The organism is Halorubrum trueperi (genome assembly GCF_042662525.1).
GTDB lineage: Archaea > Halobacteriota > Halobacteria > Halobacteriales > Haloferacaceae > Halorubrum > Halorubrum trueperi.
The window spans coordinates 102,711-125,162 of record NZ_JBHSXI010000016.1 but is presented as its reverse complement, the minus strand read 5'-3'; the positions used below and the strand labels follow the sequence as shown (position 1 = coordinate 125,162).

The 22,452-nt window shown below is 66.0% G+C and carries 19 protein-coding genes, 1 tRNA gene and 1 other RNA gene; 10 read left to right on the top strand and 11 right to left on the bottom strand.

Features of this window, described 5'->3' with window-relative positions; translation table 11 throughout:
* Nucleotides 1-90: 90 nt before the first annotated feature.
* Both ACFQEY_RS14165 and ACFQEY_RS14160 read right to left on the bottom strand, forming a co-directional pair.
* The gene (locus ACFQEY_RS14165) at nucleotides 91-1,203 is read right to left on the bottom strand and encodes a TrmB family transcriptional regulator (protein ID WP_379769721.1); all 1,113 of its coding nucleotides are present in this window, start codon (nucleotides 1,201-1,203) and stop codon (nucleotides 91-93) included.
* A gap of 51 nt (nucleotides 1,204-1,254) precedes the next feature.
* Nucleotides 1,255-2,646 (bottom strand): sulfatase family protein, encoded by a 1,392-nt coding sequence (locus tag ACFQEY_RS14160; protein ID WP_379769718.1) that lies wholly within the window; start codon nucleotides 2,644-2,646, stop codon nucleotides 1,255-1,257.
* Between the two features lie 214 nt (nucleotides 2,647-2,860).
* Between ACFQEY_RS14160 and ACFQEY_RS14155 the strand changes: the two genes are divergently transcribed.
* On the top strand, nucleotides 2,861-4,117 hold the full coding sequence (locus tag ACFQEY_RS14155) for an ABC transporter substrate-binding protein (RefSeq protein WP_379769850.1): 1,257 nt from the start codon (nucleotides 2,861-2,863) through the stop codon (nucleotides 4,115-4,117).
* 2 nt (nucleotides 4,118-4,119) lie between these two features.
* The gene (locus ACFQEY_RS14150; RefSeq protein ID WP_379769716.1) at nucleotides 4,120-4,431 is read left to right on the top strand and encodes a hypothetical protein; all 312 of its coding nucleotides are present in this window, start codon (nucleotides 4,120-4,122) and stop codon (nucleotides 4,429-4,431) included.
* Between the two features lie 782 nt (nucleotides 4,432-5,213).
* Here the strand turns inward: ACFQEY_RS14150 and ACFQEY_RS14145 are convergent.
* From ACFQEY_RS14145 to ACFQEY_RS14135, 3 genes are read right to left on the bottom strand one after another with little or no spacing between them, the layout of a single operon-like run.
* On the bottom strand, nucleotides 5,214-6,185 hold the full coding sequence (locus ACFQEY_RS14145) for a carbohydrate ABC transporter permease (RefSeq protein WP_379769714.1): 972 nt from the start codon (nucleotides 6,183-6,185) through the stop codon (nucleotides 5,214-5,216).
* Between the two features lie 6 nt (nucleotides 6,186-6,191).
* On the bottom strand, nucleotides 6,192-7,130 hold the full coding sequence (locus ACFQEY_RS14140) for a carbohydrate ABC transporter permease (protein WP_379769712.1): 939 nt from the start codon (nucleotides 7,128-7,130) through the stop codon (nucleotides 6,192-6,194).
* A gap of 4 nt (nucleotides 7,131-7,134) precedes the next feature.
* Nucleotides 7,135-8,184, bottom strand: coding sequence for an ABC transporter ATP-binding protein (locus tag ACFQEY_RS14135; RefSeq protein ID WP_379769709.1), 1,050 nt, complete (start codon nucleotides 8,182-8,184; stop codon nucleotides 7,135-7,137).
* A gap of 160 nt (nucleotides 8,185-8,344) precedes the next feature.
* Between ACFQEY_RS14135 and ACFQEY_RS14130 the strand changes: the two genes are divergently transcribed.
* From ACFQEY_RS14130 to ACFQEY_RS14110, 5 genes are all read left to right on the top strand, one after another.
* Nucleotides 8,345-10,033 carry a trehalase family glycosidase gene (locus ACFQEY_RS14130; protein WP_379769707.1) on the top strand — a complete coding sequence of 563 codons (1,689 nt, stop codon included), beginning with the start codon at nucleotides 8,345-8,347 and terminating at the stop codon, nucleotides 10,031-10,033.
* Between the two features lie 311 nt (nucleotides 10,034-10,344).
* Complete coding sequence (locus tag ACFQEY_RS14125) at nucleotides 10,345-11,718, top strand: ABC transporter substrate-binding protein (RefSeq protein ID WP_379769705.1); 1,374 nt, start codon at nucleotides 10,345-10,347, stop codon at nucleotides 11,716-11,718.
* Between the two features lie 6 nt (nucleotides 11,719-11,724).
* On the top strand, nucleotides 11,725-12,765 hold the full coding sequence (locus ACFQEY_RS14120; protein WP_379769703.1) for a carbohydrate ABC transporter permease: 1,041 nt from the start codon (nucleotides 11,725-11,727) through the stop codon (nucleotides 12,763-12,765).
* Entirely contained in the window at nucleotides 12,762-13,643 is an 882-nt protein-coding gene (locus tag ACFQEY_RS14115; RefSeq protein ID WP_379769701.1) for a carbohydrate ABC transporter permease, read from the top strand. Before ACFQEY_RS14120 ends, ACFQEY_RS14115 begins: the two co-directional genes overlap by 4 nt.
* 2 nt (nucleotides 13,644-13,645) lie before the next feature.
* A complete protein-coding gene (locus tag ACFQEY_RS14110) occupies nucleotides 13,646-14,809 on the top strand; it encodes an ABC transporter ATP-binding protein (protein WP_379769698.1) in 1,164 nt (387 codons plus the stop codon).
* Nucleotides 14,810-14,875: 66 nt separating this feature from the next.
* Here ACFQEY_RS14110 and ACFQEY_RS14105 read toward each other — a convergent pair whose 3' ends face one another.
* Genes ACFQEY_RS14105 through ACFQEY_RS14095 form a run of 3 tightly spaced genes read right to left on the bottom strand, consistent with a single transcriptional unit; the run spans nucleotide 14,876 to nucleotide 16,534 of the window.
* Nucleotides 14,876-15,535: a DUF4013 domain-containing protein gene (locus ACFQEY_RS14105; protein ID WP_379769696.1), complete on the bottom strand. Its 660-nt coding sequence runs from the start codon at nucleotides 15,533-15,535 to the stop codon at nucleotides 14,876-14,878.
* A gap of 42 nt (nucleotides 15,536-15,577) precedes the next feature.
* Entirely contained in the window at nucleotides 15,578-16,012 is a 435-nt protein-coding gene (locus tag ACFQEY_RS14100) for an SHOCT domain-containing protein (protein ID WP_379769694.1), read from the bottom strand.
* 42 nt (nucleotides 16,013-16,054) lie between these two features.
* Nucleotides 16,055-16,534, bottom strand: coding sequence for a DUF192 domain-containing protein (locus ACFQEY_RS14095; RefSeq protein WP_379769692.1), 480 nt, complete (start codon nucleotides 16,532-16,534; stop codon nucleotides 16,055-16,057).
* 61 nt (nucleotides 16,535-16,595) lie between these two features.
* Here ACFQEY_RS14095 and ACFQEY_RS14090 point away from each other — a divergent pair.
* Nucleotides 16,596-16,669, top strand: a tRNA-Val gene (locus ACFQEY_RS14090).
* 688 nt (nucleotides 16,670-17,357) lie between these two features.
* Here the strand turns inward: ACFQEY_RS14090 and rnpB are convergent.
* Nucleotides 17,358-17,756: RNase P RNA component (rnpB, locus tag ACFQEY_RS14085), an RNA gene on the bottom strand.
* 212 nt (nucleotides 17,757-17,968) lie between these two features.
* Here rnpB and ACFQEY_RS14080 point away from each other — a divergent pair.
* Complete coding sequence (locus tag ACFQEY_RS14080; RefSeq protein WP_379769690.1) at nucleotides 17,969-18,571, top strand: TIGR00296 family protein; 603 nt, start codon at nucleotides 17,969-17,971, stop codon at nucleotides 18,569-18,571.
* 16 nt (nucleotides 18,572-18,587) lie between these two features.
* On the opposite strand, the gene ACFQEY_RS14075 is transcribed toward ACFQEY_RS14080, so the two are convergent.
* On the bottom strand, nucleotides 18,588-19,757 hold the full coding sequence (locus ACFQEY_RS14075; protein ID WP_379769688.1) for a nicotinate phosphoribosyltransferase: 1,170 nt from the start codon (nucleotides 19,755-19,757) through the stop codon (nucleotides 18,588-18,590).
* A 140-nt stretch (nucleotides 19,758-19,897) separates the two neighbouring features.
* Nucleotides 19,898-21,760, bottom strand: coding sequence for an Hvo_1808 family surface protein (locus ACFQEY_RS14070; protein WP_379769685.1), 1,863 nt, complete (start codon nucleotides 21,758-21,760; stop codon nucleotides 19,898-19,900).
* Nucleotides 21,761-21,838: 78 nt separating this feature from the next.
* Here ACFQEY_RS14070 and ACFQEY_RS14065 point away from each other — a divergent pair, with 78 nt between their 5' ends.
* Complete coding sequence (locus tag ACFQEY_RS14065) at nucleotides 21,839-22,414, top strand: cysteine hydrolase family protein (RefSeq protein ID WP_379769682.1); 576 nt, start codon at nucleotides 21,839-21,841, stop codon at nucleotides 22,412-22,414.
* Nucleotides 22,415-22,452: the final 38 nt, after the last annotated feature.

Below are 22,452 nucleotides of genomic sequence, written 5' to 3'. Positions count from 1 at the left end.
CGGGCGCTCAAGAATCGGTCGGTCGGCCGGTGGGAACGGGGAGATGCGATGTGTCGTTGCCGGCGGACGGGCTACTCCAAGGCGGACGGGCTACTCCGAGGTCGGCTGACTCCCGGAATCCGTCGCCGCTTTGCTCGCCTCCACGCCGGTCACCGTGATCCGATTTGCCTCGACGTCCTCGTACGTCGCGCCCCAGCCGCCGACCGTACGACGCCCCGAGTCGCCCTCGACGACGATCGTCGTCGTCCCGGTGAGGGCCAGTAGCTCGGAGTCGAACCCGCTCGTCGACTCGGCGACGAACTCGGTATCGACGACGGTCCCCGAGACGGTGACGTCGTGATTGCTCTCGGTGTCTCGTCCTTCGATCTCCACGGAGACAGTCGCCCCGTTCTGGATCGGCCGCTGGTACTCGATCAGGAACTGACGGACGTCTGCGTACCGCTTCGGCGTCCCCTCGGCGTCTTCGGCGTACAGGACGGGCCACGGGAGCCACATGAAGATGAGAAAGTGCCAGAAGAAGACGTACGTGAACGACCGGTTCTCGAGTATCATTCCGTAGTCCTCGATGGCGGCGGGATTCGACGCGAAGGCCGTCCGCTTGAGGTCGGTGGTGACGATGAACGGCGACGGGCGCGGGCGGCGGCGGACCGCGCTGACGACGCCCTCGAAATCTCCGGCGTCGGGTGTCTCCTCGTCGTCACCGGTCAGCAGCGTGACGTTGACGGTGACGCCGCGCCCCCTCGCGTCGGCGAGGTTGTCGCGCAGCGCCGCGAACTGCTCGGGGGTGAGCGTCGCGTGAATCTGCGTTTCGGCCTCGGAGATGAACGTCCGCGACGCCTCCATGACGGTCTCGAACCGCTTCACGATGCTCACGGTGTGCGCGTCGAGCGCGGGCTGCTCGTAGCGCTCGCGGATCTCCGCGGCGGCGTCCTCGAAGCGGCTCGCGCGATCGGTCAGCCCCTCGACGACGGTTTCCGGGTCGGTCGCCCGAGCTTGGAACGTGTCTTGTTCATAGAGCTCCACGTACCCGCGTTCGTCGAGATCCCGTAACACGTCGTAGATCCGCGCGTCCGGCACGTCACTGGACCGCGCGACCTCCGTCGCGGAGGCGCTCCCAAGCTCCAGCAGCGTGACGTACGCCTCGGCCTGATAAAAAGAGAGGTCCGCGGCCTGCAACACCTCGGAGAGTTCTTCGGTATCCATTGTCACGTACCTCCCGTTCAAGCGAATAAAAAGTACCGAGACTGAGGCCGGTCACTCGACCGACGGATACGGTACGGGCCCTTCGAGCAGCGGGTCGTTCGTCGCCTCCATCCACTCCCGAAGCTCGTCGCGGAGCCGATCGAGCGCGTCGACGTGGTTCGGGTCCGGATGGCTCGCCTCAGCGGCCGTCTCAAACGGCGTTCGGTCGGACGCGAGATTCTCCAGTTCGTGAGGGTCGCGTTCGAGGTCGTACAGCTCCTCCGCGGGCCGCTGTCCGACGTGAAACTCCTCGTGCACCGCTCGTCCCGAAGGGGTCGGCGCTACGTCCATCGGGACGAACACCTTCGGCAGCACGGAGAAATTACGGACGTACTTGTACCGCTCCGTACGGATAGCCCGGATCGGATTGTAGCGATCGTGCCAGGTCATCTCGCCGAAGATTCGATCTCGCGGTTCGTACTCGTCGCCGCGGAGGAGCGGTGCGAACGAGCGCCCGGAAACGTCGGCCGGCGGGTCGTTCTCGAGCAGATCGAGGAGGGTCGGCATGAGGTCAACGTTGCTGACGAGCTCGTCGTGGACGGCACCCCCCTCGACGACGTTCGGATGGTGAAGTATCAGGGCCGTCTCGATGCCGGGATCGTAGCAAGTCCCCTTCGCCCGCGGCATCGCGAGCCCGTGGTCGGTCGTGAAGACGAACAGGGTATCCTCGGCGAGCCCCGCCTTCTCCAGCGCCTCTCGATACCGTCCGATCGCGGGATCCAGTGTCCTCTCGATCAACGACCGAAGGTCGGCCACGTCCTCGCGGACGCCTGGTTCGTCCGGCAGGTACGGAAAGTCGTCGAGCGAGATCGTTTCGGGATCGACGTCGTCGTATACCTCCGACGGGAGATACTCGCGCCGGAACGGACGATGCGGCTCTTCCAGACCGATCGAGACGAAGAACGGCTCGGTCGGGTCGGCATTCGACCCCGCCGGCGCGGCGTCGTTCGACGCGTTCGCCGCCGCGGATTCGAAGAAATCCGCCACGACATCGACGAGTTCGAGGGCGCGTTTGGTCTCCGTATCCACGTAGTCGTAACCGAGCCGCTCGGGGTTCTCCGGGACCTCGTGTTGGAATCCGAGGAGGTGCGTCGAATAGCCGATCTCCCGGAGGTACTTCGGGAGCGTCATCCAGTCGTCGTCGAGCTCCCACCCCATGTGTGCGAGTCCCATGAGTCCGTTCTCGTGGGGATACGCCCCGGTCATCATACTCGATCGGCTGGGCGAGCAGTGCGGGGCCGTACAGAAGCTGTTCTCCATCCGGACGCCCTCGGCGGCGAGCCGATCCAAGTTCGGGGTCTCGACGTCGGCCCCGTAACTGCCCAGGTGCTGTCCGAGGTCGTGGCAGTGGACGAGGACCACGTTCGATCGATTCGCGAGCTCAGTGGTGGAACTGTCCGTCATACATCGGTTGCAACGGCGGGCGCACTTAATCTGATCCGCCACGGCCCTCCTCGTCGAGTCCACGAGATCCATGGGTTACTATGTCGATAATTAATCAATAAATTTGAAGTAAATGGATAAATATGTGATACACGATATGGCGGACGATCGACCGCGATCACTCCGAACGCGACGTGACGTGCTCAAAACGACCGGCGCTGCGTCGGCCGTCGGGATGGCCGGACTCGCCGGCTGCTTCGCCGATTCCGGCGGCGACGGAGGCGACGGCAGTGACGGCGGTTCGGGCGACGACGGCGAAGACGGTGGATCGGGAGACGGAGGGAGCGCTTCCAGCATCGACATCACCGGCGTCTGGTCGGGCGGCGAACAGGAGGACTTCAGCGAAGTGATGAGCTTCGTCGAGGAGGACGCCGGGGTCGAGCTCGAGTATCACCCCCGGGACACCGACACCCTGTTGACCGGGACGCTGATGGACTACGAATCCGGCGTCGCGTCCGCGGATATCGTCGTCATGCCCTCGCCCGCCCGAGTCATCTCCGACGCGGAGAACGGTCACCTCGCACCGCTCGGCGACGCGTGGAACGCCGACGACTTTGCAGTCGACCCGTCTCGGGTATCCGTCGACGGCGAGGTGTACGCCGCGCCGTTCAAGATGGACCTCAAGCCGGGCTTCTGGTACCGGAAGTCCTTCTTCAACGAGCACGACCTCTCGGTGCCCGAAAGCTGGGACGAGTTCACTAGTCTGCTTGAGACGATCTCCGGGATCGAGGGCGTCGACGCACCCATCGCCTCGGGTAACGGAACCGGGTGGCCGCTCAGCGACATCACGGAGGGGTTCATCATGCGCCAGGAGGACGGCGCGTCGCTCCAACAGGGACTCATCGACGGGGACGCCTCCTTCACCGACGACCGCGTCGGGACCGCGTTCGACGAGATCAAGTCGCTCCACGAGGAGGGGTACTTCAGCCAGACCCGCGACTTCGGCGTCCAGTACGAGTACTTCTGGGACAACAGCCTCCCGCTGTACTTCATGGGCTCGTTCACCCCCGCACAGGAGGCGGTCCAGGACCCCTCGGACCTCGGCGTGTTCCGACTGCCCGGCGTCGACGGCGTTACTTCAAGCGTCAACTGGTTCACCGTGCCGACCTACTCCGAGAACGTCGACACCGCTCGAAACGCCGTGAGCTCGTTCGTTTCCGCCGAGGGACAGGAAGTTTGGGCCGAACTCGGCGGATTCATCGCGTCCAACACGCAGGTTCCGGACGACGCCTACGAGATTCAGGTCATGTCGGACCTGCCGGACCTCGCGGCCGAGGTCACGGTCGTTCCAGACCTCGACGACGCTCTCGGAAATCCGTTCCAGGAGGAGTTCTGGTCGCAACTCAAGGGACTGTGGGCCTCCCCCGACACGGAAACCGCGGAAATCGTGTCCGCACTGGATGAGGCACACCAAGAGACTCTCTCCAACTGACTGTGAGTTCGAGCTCGACCGCCGATCGGCCCACCGACGGGGGCGATCCTCGATTACTCGGGGGGATGTTCGACCTCGAAGAGTTCCGCCGTCGGAACGCCGTCTCGCTCGGGATGGACGCCCTCATCCTCGTCAGCACCGGCTTCCTCGCGATCCTCTTCACCAAGGGGTTCTGGCCCTCGGCGATCGCGGCCGTCCCGATCGCGACGCTGCTGTACTTCGGCTGGGCCTCCTCGAAGGGGTTCTTCGTCTCCCAGCTGCTCGCAATCGCCCTCGCGCTGGTGGCGACCGCCACGTACATGCTCCCGTACTGAGCGCAACCCGCGTTTCGGTCACCGCCCGTCCGCGACTTGGTTCCCGCCGCCGTTCGACGTCTTCCACGCCGTTTGACGTCTTCCATTTCCAGATTGGTTCTCAAACACCTCACTCGATCGTTGACGCCGATCCCGTGATCTATTCCGGGAGTGGGTATTGCAGACCGCCGACAGCGACGTAGTATTTAAAAGCGGTGAGCGTGGCAGCGACGACTGCTTATAAATGAACGTGGCGGTGCGGTGGCGTCGCCGGCGCTACGCGCCGGCTGCAAGCGAGAGCTTCGCTCTCGCCCTGTGCGCCGGTGAGCGGCCGACAGGCCGCGAACAGCGAGGGACCGGAGGTCCCTCTGTCAGCCGGCGGCAGAGCCGCCGGCGACGCCCGCACGAGGGACGCCGCGAGCGCCTTTTAAAGGCGCGAAGCAGCGAGGCTGGGGAGGCATGAGGTATGGGTGCTGTGCGGGCGGGGTGGGATTCAAAGGGGCAGCCGCGAGGCGGGCGCAGGCGACACAAGCACCGCAGCGAAGAAGCGTAGCGACTGAGCGAGGCGCGCAGCGAGCGTGCGCCCGCCTCGCGGCTGGGGCTTTGTAAGTGGTCAGCACGCTAGCAACGACTTATAAACAACCAACGCCAGAAACACAGCGATTCACCGCGCCAGCAACATCACTCGCTCACTTATAAGTGGCCACGCCACCGAATTGACACACCTACTCCCGGTATCGTTCGTCGCTGTTCTCGCCAAATCGATCGAATCGATCGAGTGCGCGTCGCGTGCGCCGCGAACGTCAGTCCGCGACCGCTGCGACCATTCCCTGCTTGTAGTAGCGCTGTAGCGCGACGAAAAGCAGGATGGGGACGATCATCGTCAACACCGACCCCGCGGCGACGAGCCCCCAGTCGATCTGCAGTCGACCCTTCATCAGCGGGAGCACCTGCGGCGCGAGCTGGTTCTCCTGCGACCGCATGAACACCAGGGGGAAGAAAAAGGAGTTCCAGACCCAGGTGAACTGGATGACGGCCACCGAGACGAGCGCCGGCGCGGAGTACGGCAACACGATCGACTTGAAGATTTGGTACCGGGAGGCACCGTCGATGCGCGCCGCCTCTTCAAGTTCCTTGGGGAGCCCCAACAGGTAGTTCCTGAGGAACATCACGACCCACCCCATTCCCCAGCCGATGTGCACCAACACGAGACCCATGTAAGTGTCGAACAGTCCGGTGTTCCGAAGGGTGTTGTAGTTCCCCATCGCGACGAGTTCCGGCGGCGCTGCCATGACGACGATGAGGAGCAGGAACAACCCCGTCTTCAGCGGGAAGTCGAACCGAGCGAAGGGATACGCGACCATCGTCCCCAGCAACGTCACGACGAGCACCGCCGGAATCGTGACGATGGCCGTGTTGAACAGGGCCTGTCCGAGCGGTCCCGATTGGTAGGTCAACGCGCGCGCGTAGTTATCGAACGTTATCGTCGCGCCCGTCAGGTGCCACCATCCCTGCGTGATCTCGCCGAGGGGCCGGACGGACGCCATGAACAGGCCGATCAGGGGAACCAGCCACAGCAGCGCCACGCCGATCGCGACGGCGTAGCGCAGGGCTCGCGGACCGGACGGCATCGACCCCGCCAACCGCGCGCTGATCTCTCGCTCGTCGATCGGTGCGCTGTCCGGAACGTCGTGTCGGACGCGCGTGCCGCCGTCGGCACGACCGGTCGTCGCGGTCGACTCTGACGCGTCATCCGTGTGTTGTGTGTCGGTCATGGTAGATCAGTCCATCCGCGCGATATACCACGCCATCGGCAGGGCGAGGAACAATTCGATCAGGGCGACGACCATGGCACCGCCGTAGTCGATGGGGATCGAGAAGGCCGACTGGTAGACCTCCAATCCCAACACAGAGTACACCCCGTTCGGCCCCCCGGAGGGTCCCCCGGCGGCGTATACGATGGCGAAGATGCGCAGGACCCAGATCATCCCCATGATCACCACAACCGCCGTCACCGGCTTGACCAGCGGCCAGATGATGTCCTTGAAACGACGCATTCGCCCCGCGCCGTCGACCCGTGCGGACTCCAGCAACGACGGGTCGATTCCGGCGAGTGCCGAACTGTACAGGAGCATGCTGAACCCGGTCTGCACCCAGACCCCGCCGACGATCAGCGCGTAGATGGCGATCTGCGGTTCTTGGAGCCAGTTCCGAACCTGCCCGTCGAGTCCGATGACGCGGAGCAACTCGTTGAAAACCCCCGCCTGCGGATCGTACACGAACAGCAGCACGAGCCCGATAACGACCGTCGGCGTGGTGAACGAGAGGAACACGAGCGACCGGAGGATCCGACGCCCGCGGAGGTCGGCGAACAGCAGCGCGAGCCCGAGTCCGAGGAACGTGCTTAGCGGCACGTGGATGAGCATCCAGATCAGATTCTGCGGGAGCGCTCCCATCGGGTACTGAAGCGACCGCACGTTGCTCCAGTTGATCACGGCGTCGTCTTGCAGCGTCGCCACCCAGGTCTTCAGTCCGACGAACTCCTGCATCGTGAACCCGTCCCACGCGAAGAAGCTCCCGACGGCCGAATACACCATCGGTCCGATGGAGAAGATGGCGAACAGCGTGAGCCCGGGAACCATGAAGACGAGGATCGCCTTCAGCTTCTCCCAGTTCACGTCCCGGCCGAGTCGGTCTTCGAGTGCGTGTTCGATGGACATGGTATCAGGCAACGAGTTCGCCGTCCCCGTCGTAGAGGTACGCGTCCTCCGGCTCGAAGGTGAGCGACACCTGCTGTTCGGGCTCGACGTCGGTCGTCGGCACCTTGACGTTCACGAACTTCCCGTCGACGTCGACGTTGACGAGGACGTACTCGCCGAGCGGCTCGACGGTCTCGACGGTCCCTCGTATCGCCCAGTCGGTCTCGGGCGAGTCCGAATCGACCGACATGTCCTCGGGTCGGACTCCGACCGAAACCGTTTCTGACGCTGTCGGGGTCTTCGTCGGGAGTTCGTTCTCCCCGGCGAGATCGACGGTACCGTCCGCTTGGATCCCTTCGAAGAGATTCATCGGCGGCGATCCGATGAAGTCCGCGACCCACGTGGTCTGGGGCCGTCGGTAGAGCTCTTCGGGGTCCGCGACCTGCCTGATCGTCCCTTGGTTCATGACCGCGATCCGGTCGCCCATGCTCATCGCCTCCTCTTGGTTGTGCGTGACGTAGACGGTCGTGATGTCGAGCTCGCTCTGGAGCCGCTTGAGCTCCGACCGCATCTCGAGACGAAGTTTGGCGTCGAGGTTGCTGAGCGGCTCGTCGAGGAGGAAGACGGACGGCTTCCGGATGATCGCTCGCGCTAGCGAGGTCCGCTGGCGCTGGCCGCCAGAGATCTCCGCGGGATCGCTGCCGAGCTGCTCTTCGATGTGAAGCAACTCGGCTGTCTCGGCGACCCGTTCGTCGCGTTCCTCGGGCGGGATGCCTTGGATCTTGAGCGGGTATTCGATGTTCTCCCGCACGGTCATGTGCGGGTACAGCGCGTAGTTCTGGAACACCATCGCGACGTTCCGGTCGGCGGGCTGTTTCCCGTCGACCCGATCGTCGTCGAAATATATCTCTCCGTCAGAGGGTGTCTCTAACCCGGCGATCATCCGGAGTGCGGTCGTCTTGCCGCACCCGGACGGGCCGAGGAACACGAGAAACTCGCCGTCTTCGACCTCGAGGTCTAGCTTGTAGTTGGCGACCGTGTCACCCCCGTCGAAGTACTTGCTAACCGACCGCATGGAAATGCGGGTCATCGGCGTGTTCGCACGATATTCGTTTACGGCACTTATAATTAATCATTCTTAATGGACTTATTAGATACGGTATAGATGCACTCTCTCCGTCGAATTCCGGGATAATCCAACAATTATTTATTAATACTGGAATAAGGAACGACCGATGACTCCTCGCGGCTTCGACTACAGCAGTTACCCGCAGATTTCCGGTGAACTGTTCCGGGCCGTCCAAGAGCGTGGCCTCTTCGAGGACGGCAAGCGGTTCGTCGACGCCGAGCTCCTCGCCTCTCCCGACTTGGTCTACGAGCGATACCTCGCCGATCGCAACGAACCGGCGTTCGACATCCACTCGTTCGTCGACGATCACTTCCGAGTCCCCGACCCGGTCGCCGCGGATCCGGATCTCGATCCCTCCCGGACCATGGAAGCGCACGTCGATGCCCTCTGGGACCCGCTCACCCGGGAGTTCGGCGGGGATGCGGCGCTCGCGAAATCCGACGGAGGCGCAGAGGTGGACGGCCCTGTCGGGACGAACGACTCAATCGGGACGAACGACTCAATCGGGACGAACGACTCCGTCGAGGCGAACGGTTCCTTCGGGGCTCAGTCCGTCCGCGAGCCGCGATCGACACTCGTTCCACTCCCCAATCCGCACGTCGTCCCGGGCGGACGGTTCCGCGAGACGTACTACTGGGACAGTTACTTCACGATCGAGGGACTGGCCGCGAGCGACCAGCTGGACCTCGCGGCGGGGATGGTCGAGAACTACGTGTCGCTAATCGACCGGTTCGGGTTCGTGCCGCTGGGGAACCGCGTGTACTACGACAGCCGATCGCAGCTGCCGCTCTTCTATCGGATGCTCCGCGTCCTCGAACGGGAACGCGGGTTCGAGGCCGTCGCCCCGCACGTCGAGGCCCTTGAAGCGGAGTACGGCTTTTGGATGCACGGGCGGGATCATCTCGACGCGTCGGGAGGTCCGCGGAGCCACCTCCGGACGGTCGCGCTCCCCGACGGGACCGTCGTGAACCGGTACTGGGACGATCGGGCGCGTCCGCGTCCCGAGTCCTACCGTGAGGATCGGGCCCTCGCGACGGCGGTTCCGGTCGAGGAGCGCCCGCAACTGTTCCGAGACGTCAGGGCCGCCTGCGAGTCGGGGTGGGACTTCAGTTCCCGGTGGCTGACCGACGGCGACGACCTCGCCTCGATCCGGACGACAGAGATCGCGCCGATCGACCTCAACGCCGTCCTGTTCGGGGCAGAATCCGCCCTCGCGGAGTGGCTCGATCGGACTGACGGATGCGACGGAGGCGACGGAGGCGACGGATCCGATGCGGCCGCTCGATATGCGAACGCGGCGGACCGGCGACGGACGGCCATCGAATCCTACTTCTGGGACGAGGATCGCGGGTTCTACGTGGACTACTGCTGGACCGACGAGGAACCGGTCGACCGGCTCACGCTCGCTGGCGTCGTCCCGTTATTCACCGGAGCCGCCGACCCGGATCGGGCCGACGCGGTCGCCGAGCGGCTCCGCGAGGATTTCCTCTGTCCGGGCGGTCTCGTCACGACGCTGTCGGAATCGGGCGAGCAGTGGGACGCGCCGAACGGCTGGGCCCCTCTGCAGTGGATGGCGGTCGAGGGCCTGCGTCGGTACGACCGCGACGATCTTGCGGACGAGATCGCGGATCGGTGGCTCGAGTTGAACCGGACCGCGTTCGAGGAGACGGGTCGCATGGCCGAAAAATACGACGTGCGGTCCGCGTCGATCGCGGCCAACAACGGGGAGTACCCACTGCAATACGGGTTTGGCTGGACGAACGGGATCGTCGCCGCGCTGAGCGACTCGACCTGACGGACGGTCCGATGGGGGACCTGACGGACGGTCCAATCCTTCGACGCAGGATCTCTTTTAAACTCGATGTGTCGGTGCCGGATCGAAGATTCTCCGTTCGAACAGTCTTCCAGTTCTGTTATCAGCTCGTACCTATCCGCTTGTTCGACCTCCATGTTCGCCGGCTTGCGCCATTCGACCGAATCGACTTGAATTCTATTTGTCCGTTTTCGAGGGTCTTGGTCCGTGTCTCGCTAGTTGGGAGTTTTATTAATGTTCGGAGTAAATGAACATCAATCGTTAAGTACACGCGCGCTGAATCGACCTGATACATGCCACGAGACAGCAGCTCCGACGACGCCGATCGACTCACCCGCCGCCACTACGTTGCCGGTGCCGGCACGCTCGCGACCGTGGGGATCGCCGGTTGCTCCGATGATTCCGGCGGGGACGGGAGCGACGGTTCGGATGGAAGTGACGGTTCGGATGGAAGCGATGGCTCGGATGGAAGCGACGGCTCGGACGGAAGCGACGGAGCCGAACTGGAGATAGTTCACTGGTGGACCGCTGGGGGAGAGCAGGACGCCTATCAGGCCCTCCTCGACGGGTTTCAGGAGGAGTACCCGGACGTGGAGGTCGCCGACAACCCGGCCCCCGGCGGGGCCGGTTCCGCGATCGACGCCGTGATCCAGAACCGGGTCGTCGACGGGAACCCGCCGAGCACGTTCCAGATCTGGCCCGGCCAGGCGCTCACTCCGTACACGGACGAGGGTCTTCTCGAGAACATCGGCGACTCCGTCTGGGACGACGAGATGCGCGACGCCTACCGCGACGGCGTCCTCGACCTCGCCCAGCCCGCCGGCGACCTCGTCGCGGTGCCGATCAACATCCACCGGCTGAACAACCTGTTTTACAACGTCTCGGTCGTCGAGGACGCGGGCATCGATCCGACTGACATCGACGGCCCGCAGGGCCTCCTCAGCGCGCTGGAGACGCTCGACGCGGACACGGACGTCACGCCGCTCGTCCACCAGACGCAGACGCCGTGGTCGTCCCTCCAGCTGTGGGAGAACATCTTCATCGGCGAGCAGGGCGTCGACGACTACCAGACGGTCATCGGCGGCGACGTCTCCGGGCTCGAAGACGAGATCCGCTCGGCGCTCGATCTCCTCGCCAGCTACCTGGAGTACATCCCGGAGGACGCCGGCTCGATCACCTGGGACCAGGGGAACAACGACCTGATCGCTGGCGACGCCGCCTTCCTCCACCAGGGCGACTGGGCGGCCGGCCAGTACGGCGGCGCAGAGGACTTCGACTTCGGCGACGACTGGGACATGGTCCCGTTCCCGGGCACGTCGGGTGTTTACCACTCGGTCATCGACTCGTTCGTTTTCCCGACGAACAACCCGTCGCCCGAGGAGACGGAACAGTTCCTCAACTACGCGGGAACAGTCGACGCACAGGAGCGGTTCAATCCGATTAAGGGCTCGATTCCGCCCCGCACCGACGTCCCGATGGACGAGTTCGGCGACTTCCTCACTCGGCAGTTCGAGGACTTCCAGAACTCCGACACGCAGCCGCCGACCATCGCCCACGGAACCGCCGTCGCACCGGACATCCACTCCACCCTCGACGAGGTCTTCGCCAACTTCAACGGCAGCCTCGACGTCGACGCCGCGTACGAGGGCATCGCCGACGCGTTCTAACGATCGATGCCTTCACGGATTTTTGCAGCGCTGACGCGCGACACCGACGAGTCATCGACCGGACAGCAGCGGGTGCGGACCGACGGCGGTGCGGTCGTCGACGGGACCGACGGCGCGGACGGGTCGTCGAGTTCGGCCGAGACGTCGGACGCCTCGCTTTTCACGCGCCTCCGGCGGAGCCGGTTCCTCGAATCGCTCCCGTTCTGGGGGCCGCCCGGACTGCTCGTGTTGTTCTTCGTCTACGGGGCCATCTCGTGGAACTTCGTCATCTCGCTGACCGGCTGGGAGGGGCTCGGACAGCCGGACTACTCGTCGCTGTCGACGGACATGTACACGCAACTGCTCGCGGATCCGTCGTTCGCGGCGGCGTTCCGGAACACGCTCGTGTTACTGTTCGTGTTCACGGCCCTCTCGCTGGTCGTGGGGCTGCTCCTCGCGATACTCGTGGACCAGAAGATCCGCGTCGAGAACACGTTCCGAACGATCTACCTGCTGCCGATGAGCCTCTCGTTCGTCGTCACGGCGATCTTCTGGTCGTGGATGTACAACCCATCGAACGGGCTCATCAACGAGGTGCTTCGCGGCGTCGGTCTCGACGCGCTCACACAGGCGTGGATATCCGATCCGCGGTTCAAGCTCGCGTCGATCATCTTCGCGCTCATGTGGCAGTTCTCCGGCTACTGTATGGTCGTGTACCTCGCCGGGCTCCGCGCGATACCGGAATCGCAGTACGAGGCGGCGCGAATCGACGGCGCGTCGACGCTCCGTGTCTACTGGCGGGTGATCATCCCGCAGCTTCGGGCGTCGACGATGTCGGCGGCCGTCGTCCTCGTCGTGTTCGCGTTGAAGGCGTTCGACTTCCTCTTCGTCCTGTTCGGGGTCAACCCGGGACAGTCGGCGGACATCCTCTCGGTGATGATGTACCGCGTCGCCTTCGACCGGATCCAGTGGGCGTACGGCTCCGCCGTCGCGATGGTGTTGTTCGCGATGGCGATCGGCGTGATCGGGCCGTATCTGTACCTGCAGTACCGACGGGGTGAGCTATGACTGCGACAGATCGGCTCCGCGTGGCGATATCGGAGCTCGATCGATCGCGCGTCGCCCTGTACGCGGTGCTGCTCGCGATGGTGGCGTTCTACCTCGCGCCGCTGGAGTCCGGGTTGATGACCGCGTTCAAGACGCCGGACGGGTTCCGGACGACGACGCCGTTCGCGCCGCCGCCGCCCGGGGAATTCACCGTCTCCGCGTGGGGAACGGCGTTCGAACGGCTGTCTGCCGGATTGCTCAACAGCGCGGTGATGGCGGTGCCGGCGACGGTGCTGTCGGCGCTGTTCGGATCGCTCGCGGCGTACGGGCTGACGAACCTGCGCTGGCGCGGCCAGATCGGCGTGCTAGTGCTTTTCGTCGCCGGGGTGTTCATCCCGTACCAGGCCGTGTTGGTTCCGTTGACCCAGTTCTGGTCGCTCGTCGACCTCGGCGGGCGGATTCCGATCGCGCTCGTCGACGACTACGAGGGACTGATCAACCTGAGCATTACCCACGTCGCGTACGGAATCCCGATCTGTACGGTCCTGTTCCGCTCGTACTACGCGACGATCGATGGAGAGATGCTGGAGGCGGCGCGACTGGACGGGGCCTCCGCGGCGACTATCTATCGGCGGATCATTCTTCCGCTGTCGGTCCCGATTTTCGCGGTGACGCTCATTTACCAGTTCACGCAGATATGGAACGATCTCTTGTTCGCCATCGTGCTCGTCAACGACCCGTCGAATCAGGTCGTGACGGTCGCGTTGAACCAGCTACAGGGATCCTTCGTTCAGCAGTTCAACCTCCAGATGGCGGGGGCGTTCGTCGCGGCGCTACCGACGCTCGTGGTGTACGTCCTCTTCGGAGAACAGTTCGCGAAAGGCGTCGCAGGTGATTAACAATGGCACGACTCGAACTAGACTCGGTGACGAAACGGTTCGGCGAGGGGGACGGCTCCGTTCTCGCCGTAGACGACGTGGATATCGACGTGGCGGACGGGGAGTTCCTCGTCCTCGTCGGCCCCTCGGGCTGCGGAAAATCGACGACCCTCCGGATGGTCGCCGGGCTCGAATCGATCACGGACGGCGAGATTCGCTTGGACGGCGAGCGGATGAACGAGCAGGGCCCAGCCGAGCGGGACATCGCGATGGTGTTCCAGAGCTACGCGCTGTACCCGCACATGACCGTCCGACAGAACATGCGATTTGGGCTGGAGGAGTCGACCGACCTCGACGAAGCGGAAATGGACCGCCGCGTCGACGAGACGGCGGCGCTCCTCGACATCACCGAACTGCTTGACCGGAAGCCCGGCGCGCTCTCGGGCGGGCAACGGCAGCGCGTCGCGCTCGGTCGCGCGATCGTGCGCGAGCCCAAGGCGTTCCTGATGGACGAGCCGCTCTCGAACCTCGACGCCAAGCTCCGCTCGCAGATGCGGACGGAGCTCCAGCAGCTTCAGGCCGACCTGGACACGACCACCGTCTACGTCACGCACGACCAGACGGAGGCGATGACGATGGGTGACCGGATCGCCATCCTCGACGCCGGGGAGCTCCAGCAGGTGGCGACGCCGCTGGAGGCGTATCACCGCCCGGCGAACCGGTTCGTCGCCGGCTTCATCGGCGAGCCGTCGATGAACTTTATCGAGTGCGACATCGACGGCGACGCGCTCGTCCGCGAGTCGTTCCACTACCCGCTCAGCGCCGAGGCGGCCGACGCAGTCGCTGGCGCGGCCAACGTGACTCTCGGGATTCGCCCCGAGGACGTGTCGGTGTCGGTCGACTCGCGCGGGAATTCCGATGGCGACGATGCAGACACCGATAGTCACTCGTTCGCCGCGACCGTCGACGTCGTCGAGCCGATGGGCGACGAGAACGTCGTCCACCTCTCGCTCGCGGACGGTCCGAAGTTGGTCGCGACGGTCGACGGTCTTCGCCGGATCGAGGACGGAGCCGACGTCGTCGTCGTCATTCCCGAAAACGCGATCCACGTGTTCGACGCGGATACCGGGGACGCGCTCCACAGCCGCTCGCTCGACGACGCCGAACTGAACGACGAACGCGTCTGAATCTGCGAACGCCCAGATCGCGCCTCCGTGTCGGGAGGCGAGCCAGACGCTTCGTCGGAGCGCCAATCAGACGCTTCGTCGCCGCCACGCGCGGCCGGTCGCTCGGCCAACCGCGGCGGCGGCGACCACTTCGACGTAGAATCCGAGGAAGAATCCGATAGCGACCGCGTTGAGCGGCCCGTACGCCGCCGCCGCGAGTCCGCCGCCGCCGGCGGCGAGCAGCGTCGCGACGAGGTAGCCGGCGTCCTGCGTCGCGGCACCGATATGCGAGGCGTTGACCGCCGCGCGGAGCGATCGCTCGCGAGCGACCGCGACGAGCGCGGCCGGAAGGGGGTAACAGATCGCGAACGCCAACAGCGTGGAGACGGTCGAGCCGACGATGAAGAAGATCCCGTCGGTCGTTCCCGTGGGGTCGACCCCCTCCAACGGGCCGCCGAGCGTCACGACGAGCAGGACGACCGGAACCGCGAGGTAGCCCACACACGTCGCGAGCAGCCGGAACCCGTCGACGAGGAGGGGGCCGATCGGCCGCCAGTCCGGGGGATCGGGATCGTCGCGGGGGTCAGCGGCCGCGGTCGTCGCGAGCACCTGCGAGAGGTACCCCGCGACCGCGACGAACGGGAGGACCGGGATCCACACGGCCAGCAGGTGGAGCGCGCCGCCGACCACGAGCGCGTCGAACCGGGGAGATCCGCGGATCGGATACGTCAGAACGCTCCGGATCACGCGCAGATCACTTTCACGGACGGATCACTCATGACGGACGGATCACTCGCGGACCCGCTCTACTTCCCGCCGGATCCCGTCGCGGACACGGTCGGCGAGCTCGTCACTAGCGTTGCCGGTGCCATCGGCGGTCTCGGTGTCACCGGTTTCGGCGTTCTCGGTTTCGAGGAGCCGATCGAGCTTGCGCTCGAACGCCGATTCGTCGATTTCGCCCCGAGCGTAGCGCTCCCGGAGGGCGTCGAGCGCGGGGTCGCTCGCCTTGGCGTCGCCGGATTCCTCCGGGTTCGGAAGCGGTCTCGTCAGCGTGTGGAGGACGGGGAGGGCGACGAACAGCCCGAAGAACCAGACGAGCGGCAGCGTCCACCAGACCTCGGTGAGGAACGGGGCCGCGACGCCGCCGCCCAGGACGACGAGGACGAACACCCGCCGCCAGCGGTGACGGAGGTTCCACGCGATCCGTCGGAGGAGGCCGGTCATACTCGGATCGACAACTGCGAGGGGGAAATCGGTTTCGTCGCGTCACTCGACCGAGAAGACGAGCCGATCGCCGGGCTCGACGCCGTTGCGATCGCTCCACCCGCGGGGGACTTCGAGGACGTACCGGCCCGTCCCCCGATAGCGGGTGAACGGGCGCGCATCGGGCTCGGCCTCGCTGATTCCGGTGACCGTCCCGTTCGGTGCGACGAAGACGATGTCGAGCCCGAACGCCATGTCCCGCATCACGTAGGCGTGCTCGCCGGACTTCTCGTGGACGAACAGCATCCCCTCGTCGTCGGACAGTTCGTCGGTCGCCGAGAGGCCGACGTACCGCTTTGCGATCCCGTCGGCGACGCGCGCCTCGACGGTCGCGAGCGACTCGTTCGTCTCGCCGTCGACTGCCTCGACCGTCGTCGTCTCGTAGCCCGCGATTAGCAGGATCGGGTTCGTCGCGACGGCGGCGGTCGCGAGGAGGGCGAGGACGCTCGCGACGGCGATGATGCCGAGGAGACGGCGATTCACGGTCGTTCCTCGCGGCCCAGAAAGAAACCGTTTTCCGCTCCCGGCGGGTTGGAAACCCTGGGGGCTCGTGGTCTAGCTGGTTATGACGCGGCCTTTACAAGGCTGAGGTCGGCGGTTCGAACCCGCCCGAGCCCATTTCTGGGACGAACGAAGTGAGTCACAGAAATGTATGCGAGGGCGGGTTCGAAGCAGGGAACGGAGCGAGCGAAGCGAGCGGAGTGAGTGAGGTTCGAACCCGCCCGAGCCGAGCGGAGCGAGTCTCTTCTGGCTGAACTGTCCTTTATAAGTACGTGGGTGTTGCTGGCGGCTGTTTATAAGTGGGTGTTGCCGTCGGCTGTGCGGTGATCGTCTCTACACCCCGGTCGCTCGCTTATAAATGGATGCTGCTAGGGCGGTGACCACTTCACAAAGCCCCAGCCGTGAGGCGGGCGCACGCTCGCTGCGCTCCTCGTCACTCGCTTCGCTCGTTCCTGTGGTGCTTGCGTCGCCTGCGCCCGCCTCACGGCTGCCCCTTTGAATCCCACCCCGCACAGCACCGCCCCACAACCCCACCCCTCCCCAGCCGCGCGGCTTCGCGCCTTAAAAAGGCGCTCGTGGCGTCCAGCGAGAATTGGAGATTCTCTGGCAGCGAGGGACACAGTCCCTCGGGCAACCGGGCTTCGCCCGGTGACAGCCGGACGTAATCCGGCGACCTCGCGGGCTCCTCGCGCTCGCTTATAAGCGAGCGCTCGGAGGCGCGCCACCACACCGGGCGTTCATTTATAAGGGATCGTCGTCACTGTCGCTAGCGGTGTGCGGAAACCCGTCGCTCGGCGTGTGAGCGGACTGAGGGGAGTAAGCCCCCTTCGGTTCGTCCCGACATTCGGCTAAGCGTCCGCGCCGTGGCCGGACTACCTTGTGGCGCGGACTTGCACCGGCGAGGATTCGCCGTTCCATCCGTTCCCGCCCGTCTGTAACGTGGCAAAGCCACGCGAACGTGGCAAAGCCGCGCGCCCTCATCGGGTTAACTCCCTTCCCTTGCGGGTCGGTTCGCGCGTTCGCGGGGTCACCCGCGAACGCCGCGGCCGCCGAGGCGACCGCGCGAATCACAGGTCGGGGCGGGGGGTGTCGTTGCTGTTCCAGAGCCAGCCGTCTCCGACTCCGGGCGTGTGCCCGGTCGCCCGTCCGGCCGGTGGGGGGACTTTCCTCATGCCAAAGGCACGGGAGTCGGGCTCCCTCTGTCCGGTCCGAACTTCTCGGCGACCGTGAATAAGCGGTTCGGTCGTGAGCGCCGGGCGACGAGGGTGATTGGCGGGCGTGGATCCCGGGCCGACGGGGGGACGCGAGCCGCCGCGAGCCGCCGCCGATCGCCGATCGTTTCACCCCCCGCGAGCGGGTCAGAGCGCCGGATTCGCAAGGGAAGCGTTCAAGTCGTCAGCACTGTAAGGGAGTATCATGTCCGAGGCTCAGACCGTTCAGCTGTCGTACGACGACGGTGCACGAGCGGTCGAACTCGCGCGGGAGGCGGTCGAGTCGTTCGTCCGACACGGGCAACGCGAACAACCCGGAAGCATGCGCGAGGCGTTCTACGCCCGAACGGGCGCGTTCGTCAGGCTCGAATCCACGCGGGGCCGGGGCCGGCTCCGCGGCTGTGCCGGCGCGTGGGAGACCTCCGACCAGCTCGGTCACGCCATCGTCGAGGCCGCGATCAAGGCCGCATCCGGCGACTCCTGCGGCTCCGAAGTCGAACCGAAGGAACTGGACAACATCACTGTCTCCGTGTTCGTCGTCTCGAACTCGGTGCTCACGAACGACCCGCTCGCCGACCTGAAGATCGGCACCCACGGCGTCGCCGTCGACGGCGGCAACGCGCACGGCTGGCTCTACCCGACGGTCCCCGTCGAGAACGGCTGGTCGGGTGCCGAGTTCCTCTCGCGCGTCTGCCGGAAGGCGAAACTCGCGCCGAACGCGTGGGAGGACGACGAGACGATGGTGACGCTCATCGAGGGACAGGTGTTCCGAGAGCGCGCCGACGGCGGTGCCGTTGAGGAGCTGTAGTCGACGAACGCGACCCTTACTCCGCAGTTTCGTCCGTTCCGTAGCCAACCGCATCCGCGTCCGCGAGCGCCCGATCCGTCGCTGCGTCGAGATCGAACGCGCCGTCGGCGACCACCTCGCCGTCCCGGATCACCGGCTCCAGCAGCGACTCCGCGTCCGTCGGTCCCGGTCGGTCCGCCAGCCCGACCGCGTGCGCGCCGTCTGTGGTCCGGTACACCGCTTTCGCGCCCGAGAGCTTTCCGCGCTTGGCGGCCGGCTCGCCGTCGACGGCGACGATATCGAGCGCGAAGTCGACCGGGTCCGCGTTCGAGACGTACCCGCCGACGCCGAACCCGTCGACGACGTCGCGAAGCTCGCGGAGATTTGCTGGACCCAGCCCACCGGAGACGTACACGTCGACGTCCCCGTGGCCCCGTGCATCGAGCTCCCACCGGACCTCCCGGAGGATGTGTCTAAAATCTCCCCGGCGCGATCCCGTCGTGTCGATCCGGACGCCGTCGAGGCGGTCTCCGAGCGTCTCGACCGCTCGCAGCGTCTCGTCGACCTCGTCGGTGTAGGTGTCACAGAGGGCGATCCGCGGGATCGCCTCGTCGACGCCCTCGTCGAATGCGCGCCACGCGGCCTCCTGTTCGCCGCGGCCGAAGCAGATGGCGAGGGCGTGTGGCATCGTCCCGGAAGCCTCCCGGCCGATGAGGTCGCCGGCGGCGACGTGCGAGAAGCCGTCGAACCCGGCCACCAGCGCGGATCGTTCGACTGTCGCGGTCATCGACGGGTGGACGTGGCGCGCGCCGAACGAGAGCACCTGCGACTCGGGCGCGGCGACCCGACAGTCGAGCGCGGCGGTCGCGATCCCCGACGCGTGCGAGAGGAACCCCAGAAGCGACGTCTCCAGCCGCGCGAACGCGAGGTACGGACCCTCGATCCGCATCACTGGACCGCCGTCGAACAGCCACCCCTCGGGGATCGCGTCGACGTCGACGCCGCGGTCGGCGAGCAGCGCGACCGCGTCCTTCAGCCCGGCGAACAGCTCGAAGTCGCCGTCCGGAAACTGGTCAGCGGTCACTTCGGCGACGACTCGCGGGTTCCGGTCGGCACCCCGCAGGGCGGCCTCGGTCCGCTCGAAGTACGCGTCCGTCGCCCGGCCCTCGCGGATCGCCGCCGCGTCGACGATGTCGAACTCTGTCATACGCGACGGTACGCCCGCCGGGGAGGAAAAGCCAACCGGGTCACGGAGCGTCCGCGTTGTGCGGGCCGGTGTCGTCGGAGTGTCCGCGTTGTGCGGGCCGGCGTCGTCGTCGCGTTCGGCCGGTCTGGCCGCCCCCAGACTCAGGGTCGGGAGCGACGCGCGAGCACCGAAACCGCCGCGATCAACGCGACAATGGCGGCGACGACGCCGAATCCGGGAACTTCGCCGGGGGTTCCGGTCCCGGGCGCGGCCGGCCCATCCCCGTCGGCGGGGCCGTCTCCGCCGTTCGCGTCCCCGTTTTCGTCGTCGCCGTCACGCGTCGTGTCGTCGCCACCGTCGCCGCCGTCGCCGCCGGATTCCCCGTCGGAATCGGGGCGATCGAAGTCGGCGTCCGGGCGGAGTTCGAGCACGTCCGCCGGCTCCGGCGCATGGGCGATCGTGACGGTCGTGCTGTCGCGATCGACGCCGTACGCGCCCGAGAAGTCGCCGCCGTCGATCTCGTACACCTCGCCGTTGACGTACGAACCGTCGCCGTGGGCGGTCAGCATCTCCAGGTACGCCTCGCGGAACTCGGTCGCGTCCGTCGGAGTCTGCCACTCCGTCACCCAGACGTAGCCGTCCTCCTCGCCGTCGCGGTACGGGTACAGTTCGTCGCCGGCCCAGCCCGCGGTCGCATCGTGGGCGTAGTTGTAGTTCGCGCGCGTTCGGAGCTGTTCGTCAGGCTGCGTGTGAATCAGGACGTTCTCCCGCACGCTGGCGCTCGGGTCGAGGACCAGGTGATCGTACTCGTAGCTCTGGTACCAGAACATGACGAACATCGAGGCCTCGCCGGTGGTCTCGGCACCGTCGACCCCCTGATCGGGGTACCGCTCCCAGCCGTCGGTCGCGGAGTCTTCAAACTCGATCTCGCGGGTCTCGTAGTCCGGATTCCGATGGATCACCTCGGCGGTCGAATCCGGCGGTGACTCCATCGCCTCGGTGACGGCGCTCCACCCCTCCTCGTCGACGAGTTCCTCGACGTAGAGCGCGCCGTCGGAGTACGGCTGCAGGACGGTCTGGAGGATCCCGAAGTTGTAGTCGGCCGCCGATCCCCCGCTTCCGCCGCCGTCATCCGGCTCGGCCAGGCAGCTCCAGCCGTTCGCACAGCGGGCGTCGTACAGCTCCTCGACGTGGACCGCCTCGCCCTCGACGATGCCGTCGACGGCGAGGTCGGCGTCCTGTGTGGCACCGACGTACCGGGGGTGCGTGAGGTCGTGGTACTGGTCCTGCATCGCGTGAACCAGCTCGTGGGCGAGCGTGGACGGATCGATCTGGACCTCCTCACCCTCCCGAACGACGAGGACGATCCGGTCCTCTCCCGGAGAGTAGAATCCGGTTACCGCGCCGCCGAACACGGCGTCTATCTCGTCGCCCGCAGCCGCGTCGTCGCCGACGACGAACAGGGCGCGCCACACTTCGTCGTTCCATCGTTGGAACGCCTCGTCGTCCTCGGCGACGCCGGTCGTTCCGTTGCCACTGCCCGTCGAACCGTTCATGAACTCCGTCCGCGTGACGGTCTCGACCGGCACGTCCTCGCGAAACGGTCGCTCCCGGAGGTGCTCGACGCGCGCCATCGTCAGGTGCGTCAGCGATTCGAGCTCGGCCTCGGTCAGTCCGTCGCTCTGGTTGAACGACAGGTCGTCCTCGTAGTGACTCCCGTTCCAACAACCGACCAGCTCGGTGTCGGGTTCGACGCCGCACTCGTCGGCCGTCGCGCTGGCGGGGGCGTCGCCGCCGGCCGCGGCGCTCGAAACGGGGGCGTCGCCACTGACCGCGGCGCTCGAAACGAGGACATCGCCGCCGACCGCGGTGCTCGAAGCGGGGGCGCTCGGAGCGAGGTCGTCGCCGTCGATCGGGTCGTCGAGTCCGTCGTCGATCGGGTCGCCGGCGACGACCCCGATGCCGCCGATCGAGAGGAGAACGATCGCGGCGACGACGAACGATAGGGTGTGAACCCGTCGCATAGGGTGGATTACGAGCGACCCGGTAAGTAGTTTGTCGGTCCGACCCCCTTTTTGGGCTCGGACGCCGAACGCCCGTCCATGCCGTACGATCCGACCGAGACCGCGGTGATCGTCGTCGACATGCAGAACGGCTTCTGTCACCCCGACGGGAGCCTGTACGCCGAGCCGAGCGAGGCGGCGATCGGTCCCGTGACGTCCCTCGTCGAGCGCGCCCGAGACGCCGGCGCGAGCGTCGTGTACACCCGCGACGTCCACCCGCCGGAGCAGTTCGACGACGCCCACTACTACGACGAGTTCGATCGGTGGGGTGAGCACGTCGTCGAGGGGTCGTGGGACGCCGAACTCGTCGACGACCTCGACGTGCGACCGGCGGACCACGTCGTCGAGAAGCACACGTACGACGCCTTCTACCGGACGGACTTGGAGGGACACCTCGATACGCACGGAATCCGTGACCTCCTGATCTGCGGAACGCTCGCGAACGTCTGCGTGCTTCACACCGCCGGCAGCGCCGGTCTTCGCGACTACCGCCCGGTCGTCGTCGAGGACGCGCTCGGCTACATCACCGCAGCGCACCGCGAGTACGCCGTCGACCACGCGGACTGGCTCTTCGGCGAGACGGCGACCCGCGCGGACGTGACGTTCGATCGCTGAGGGTTCGACGACGGATCGCTGAGGGTTCGACGACGCGA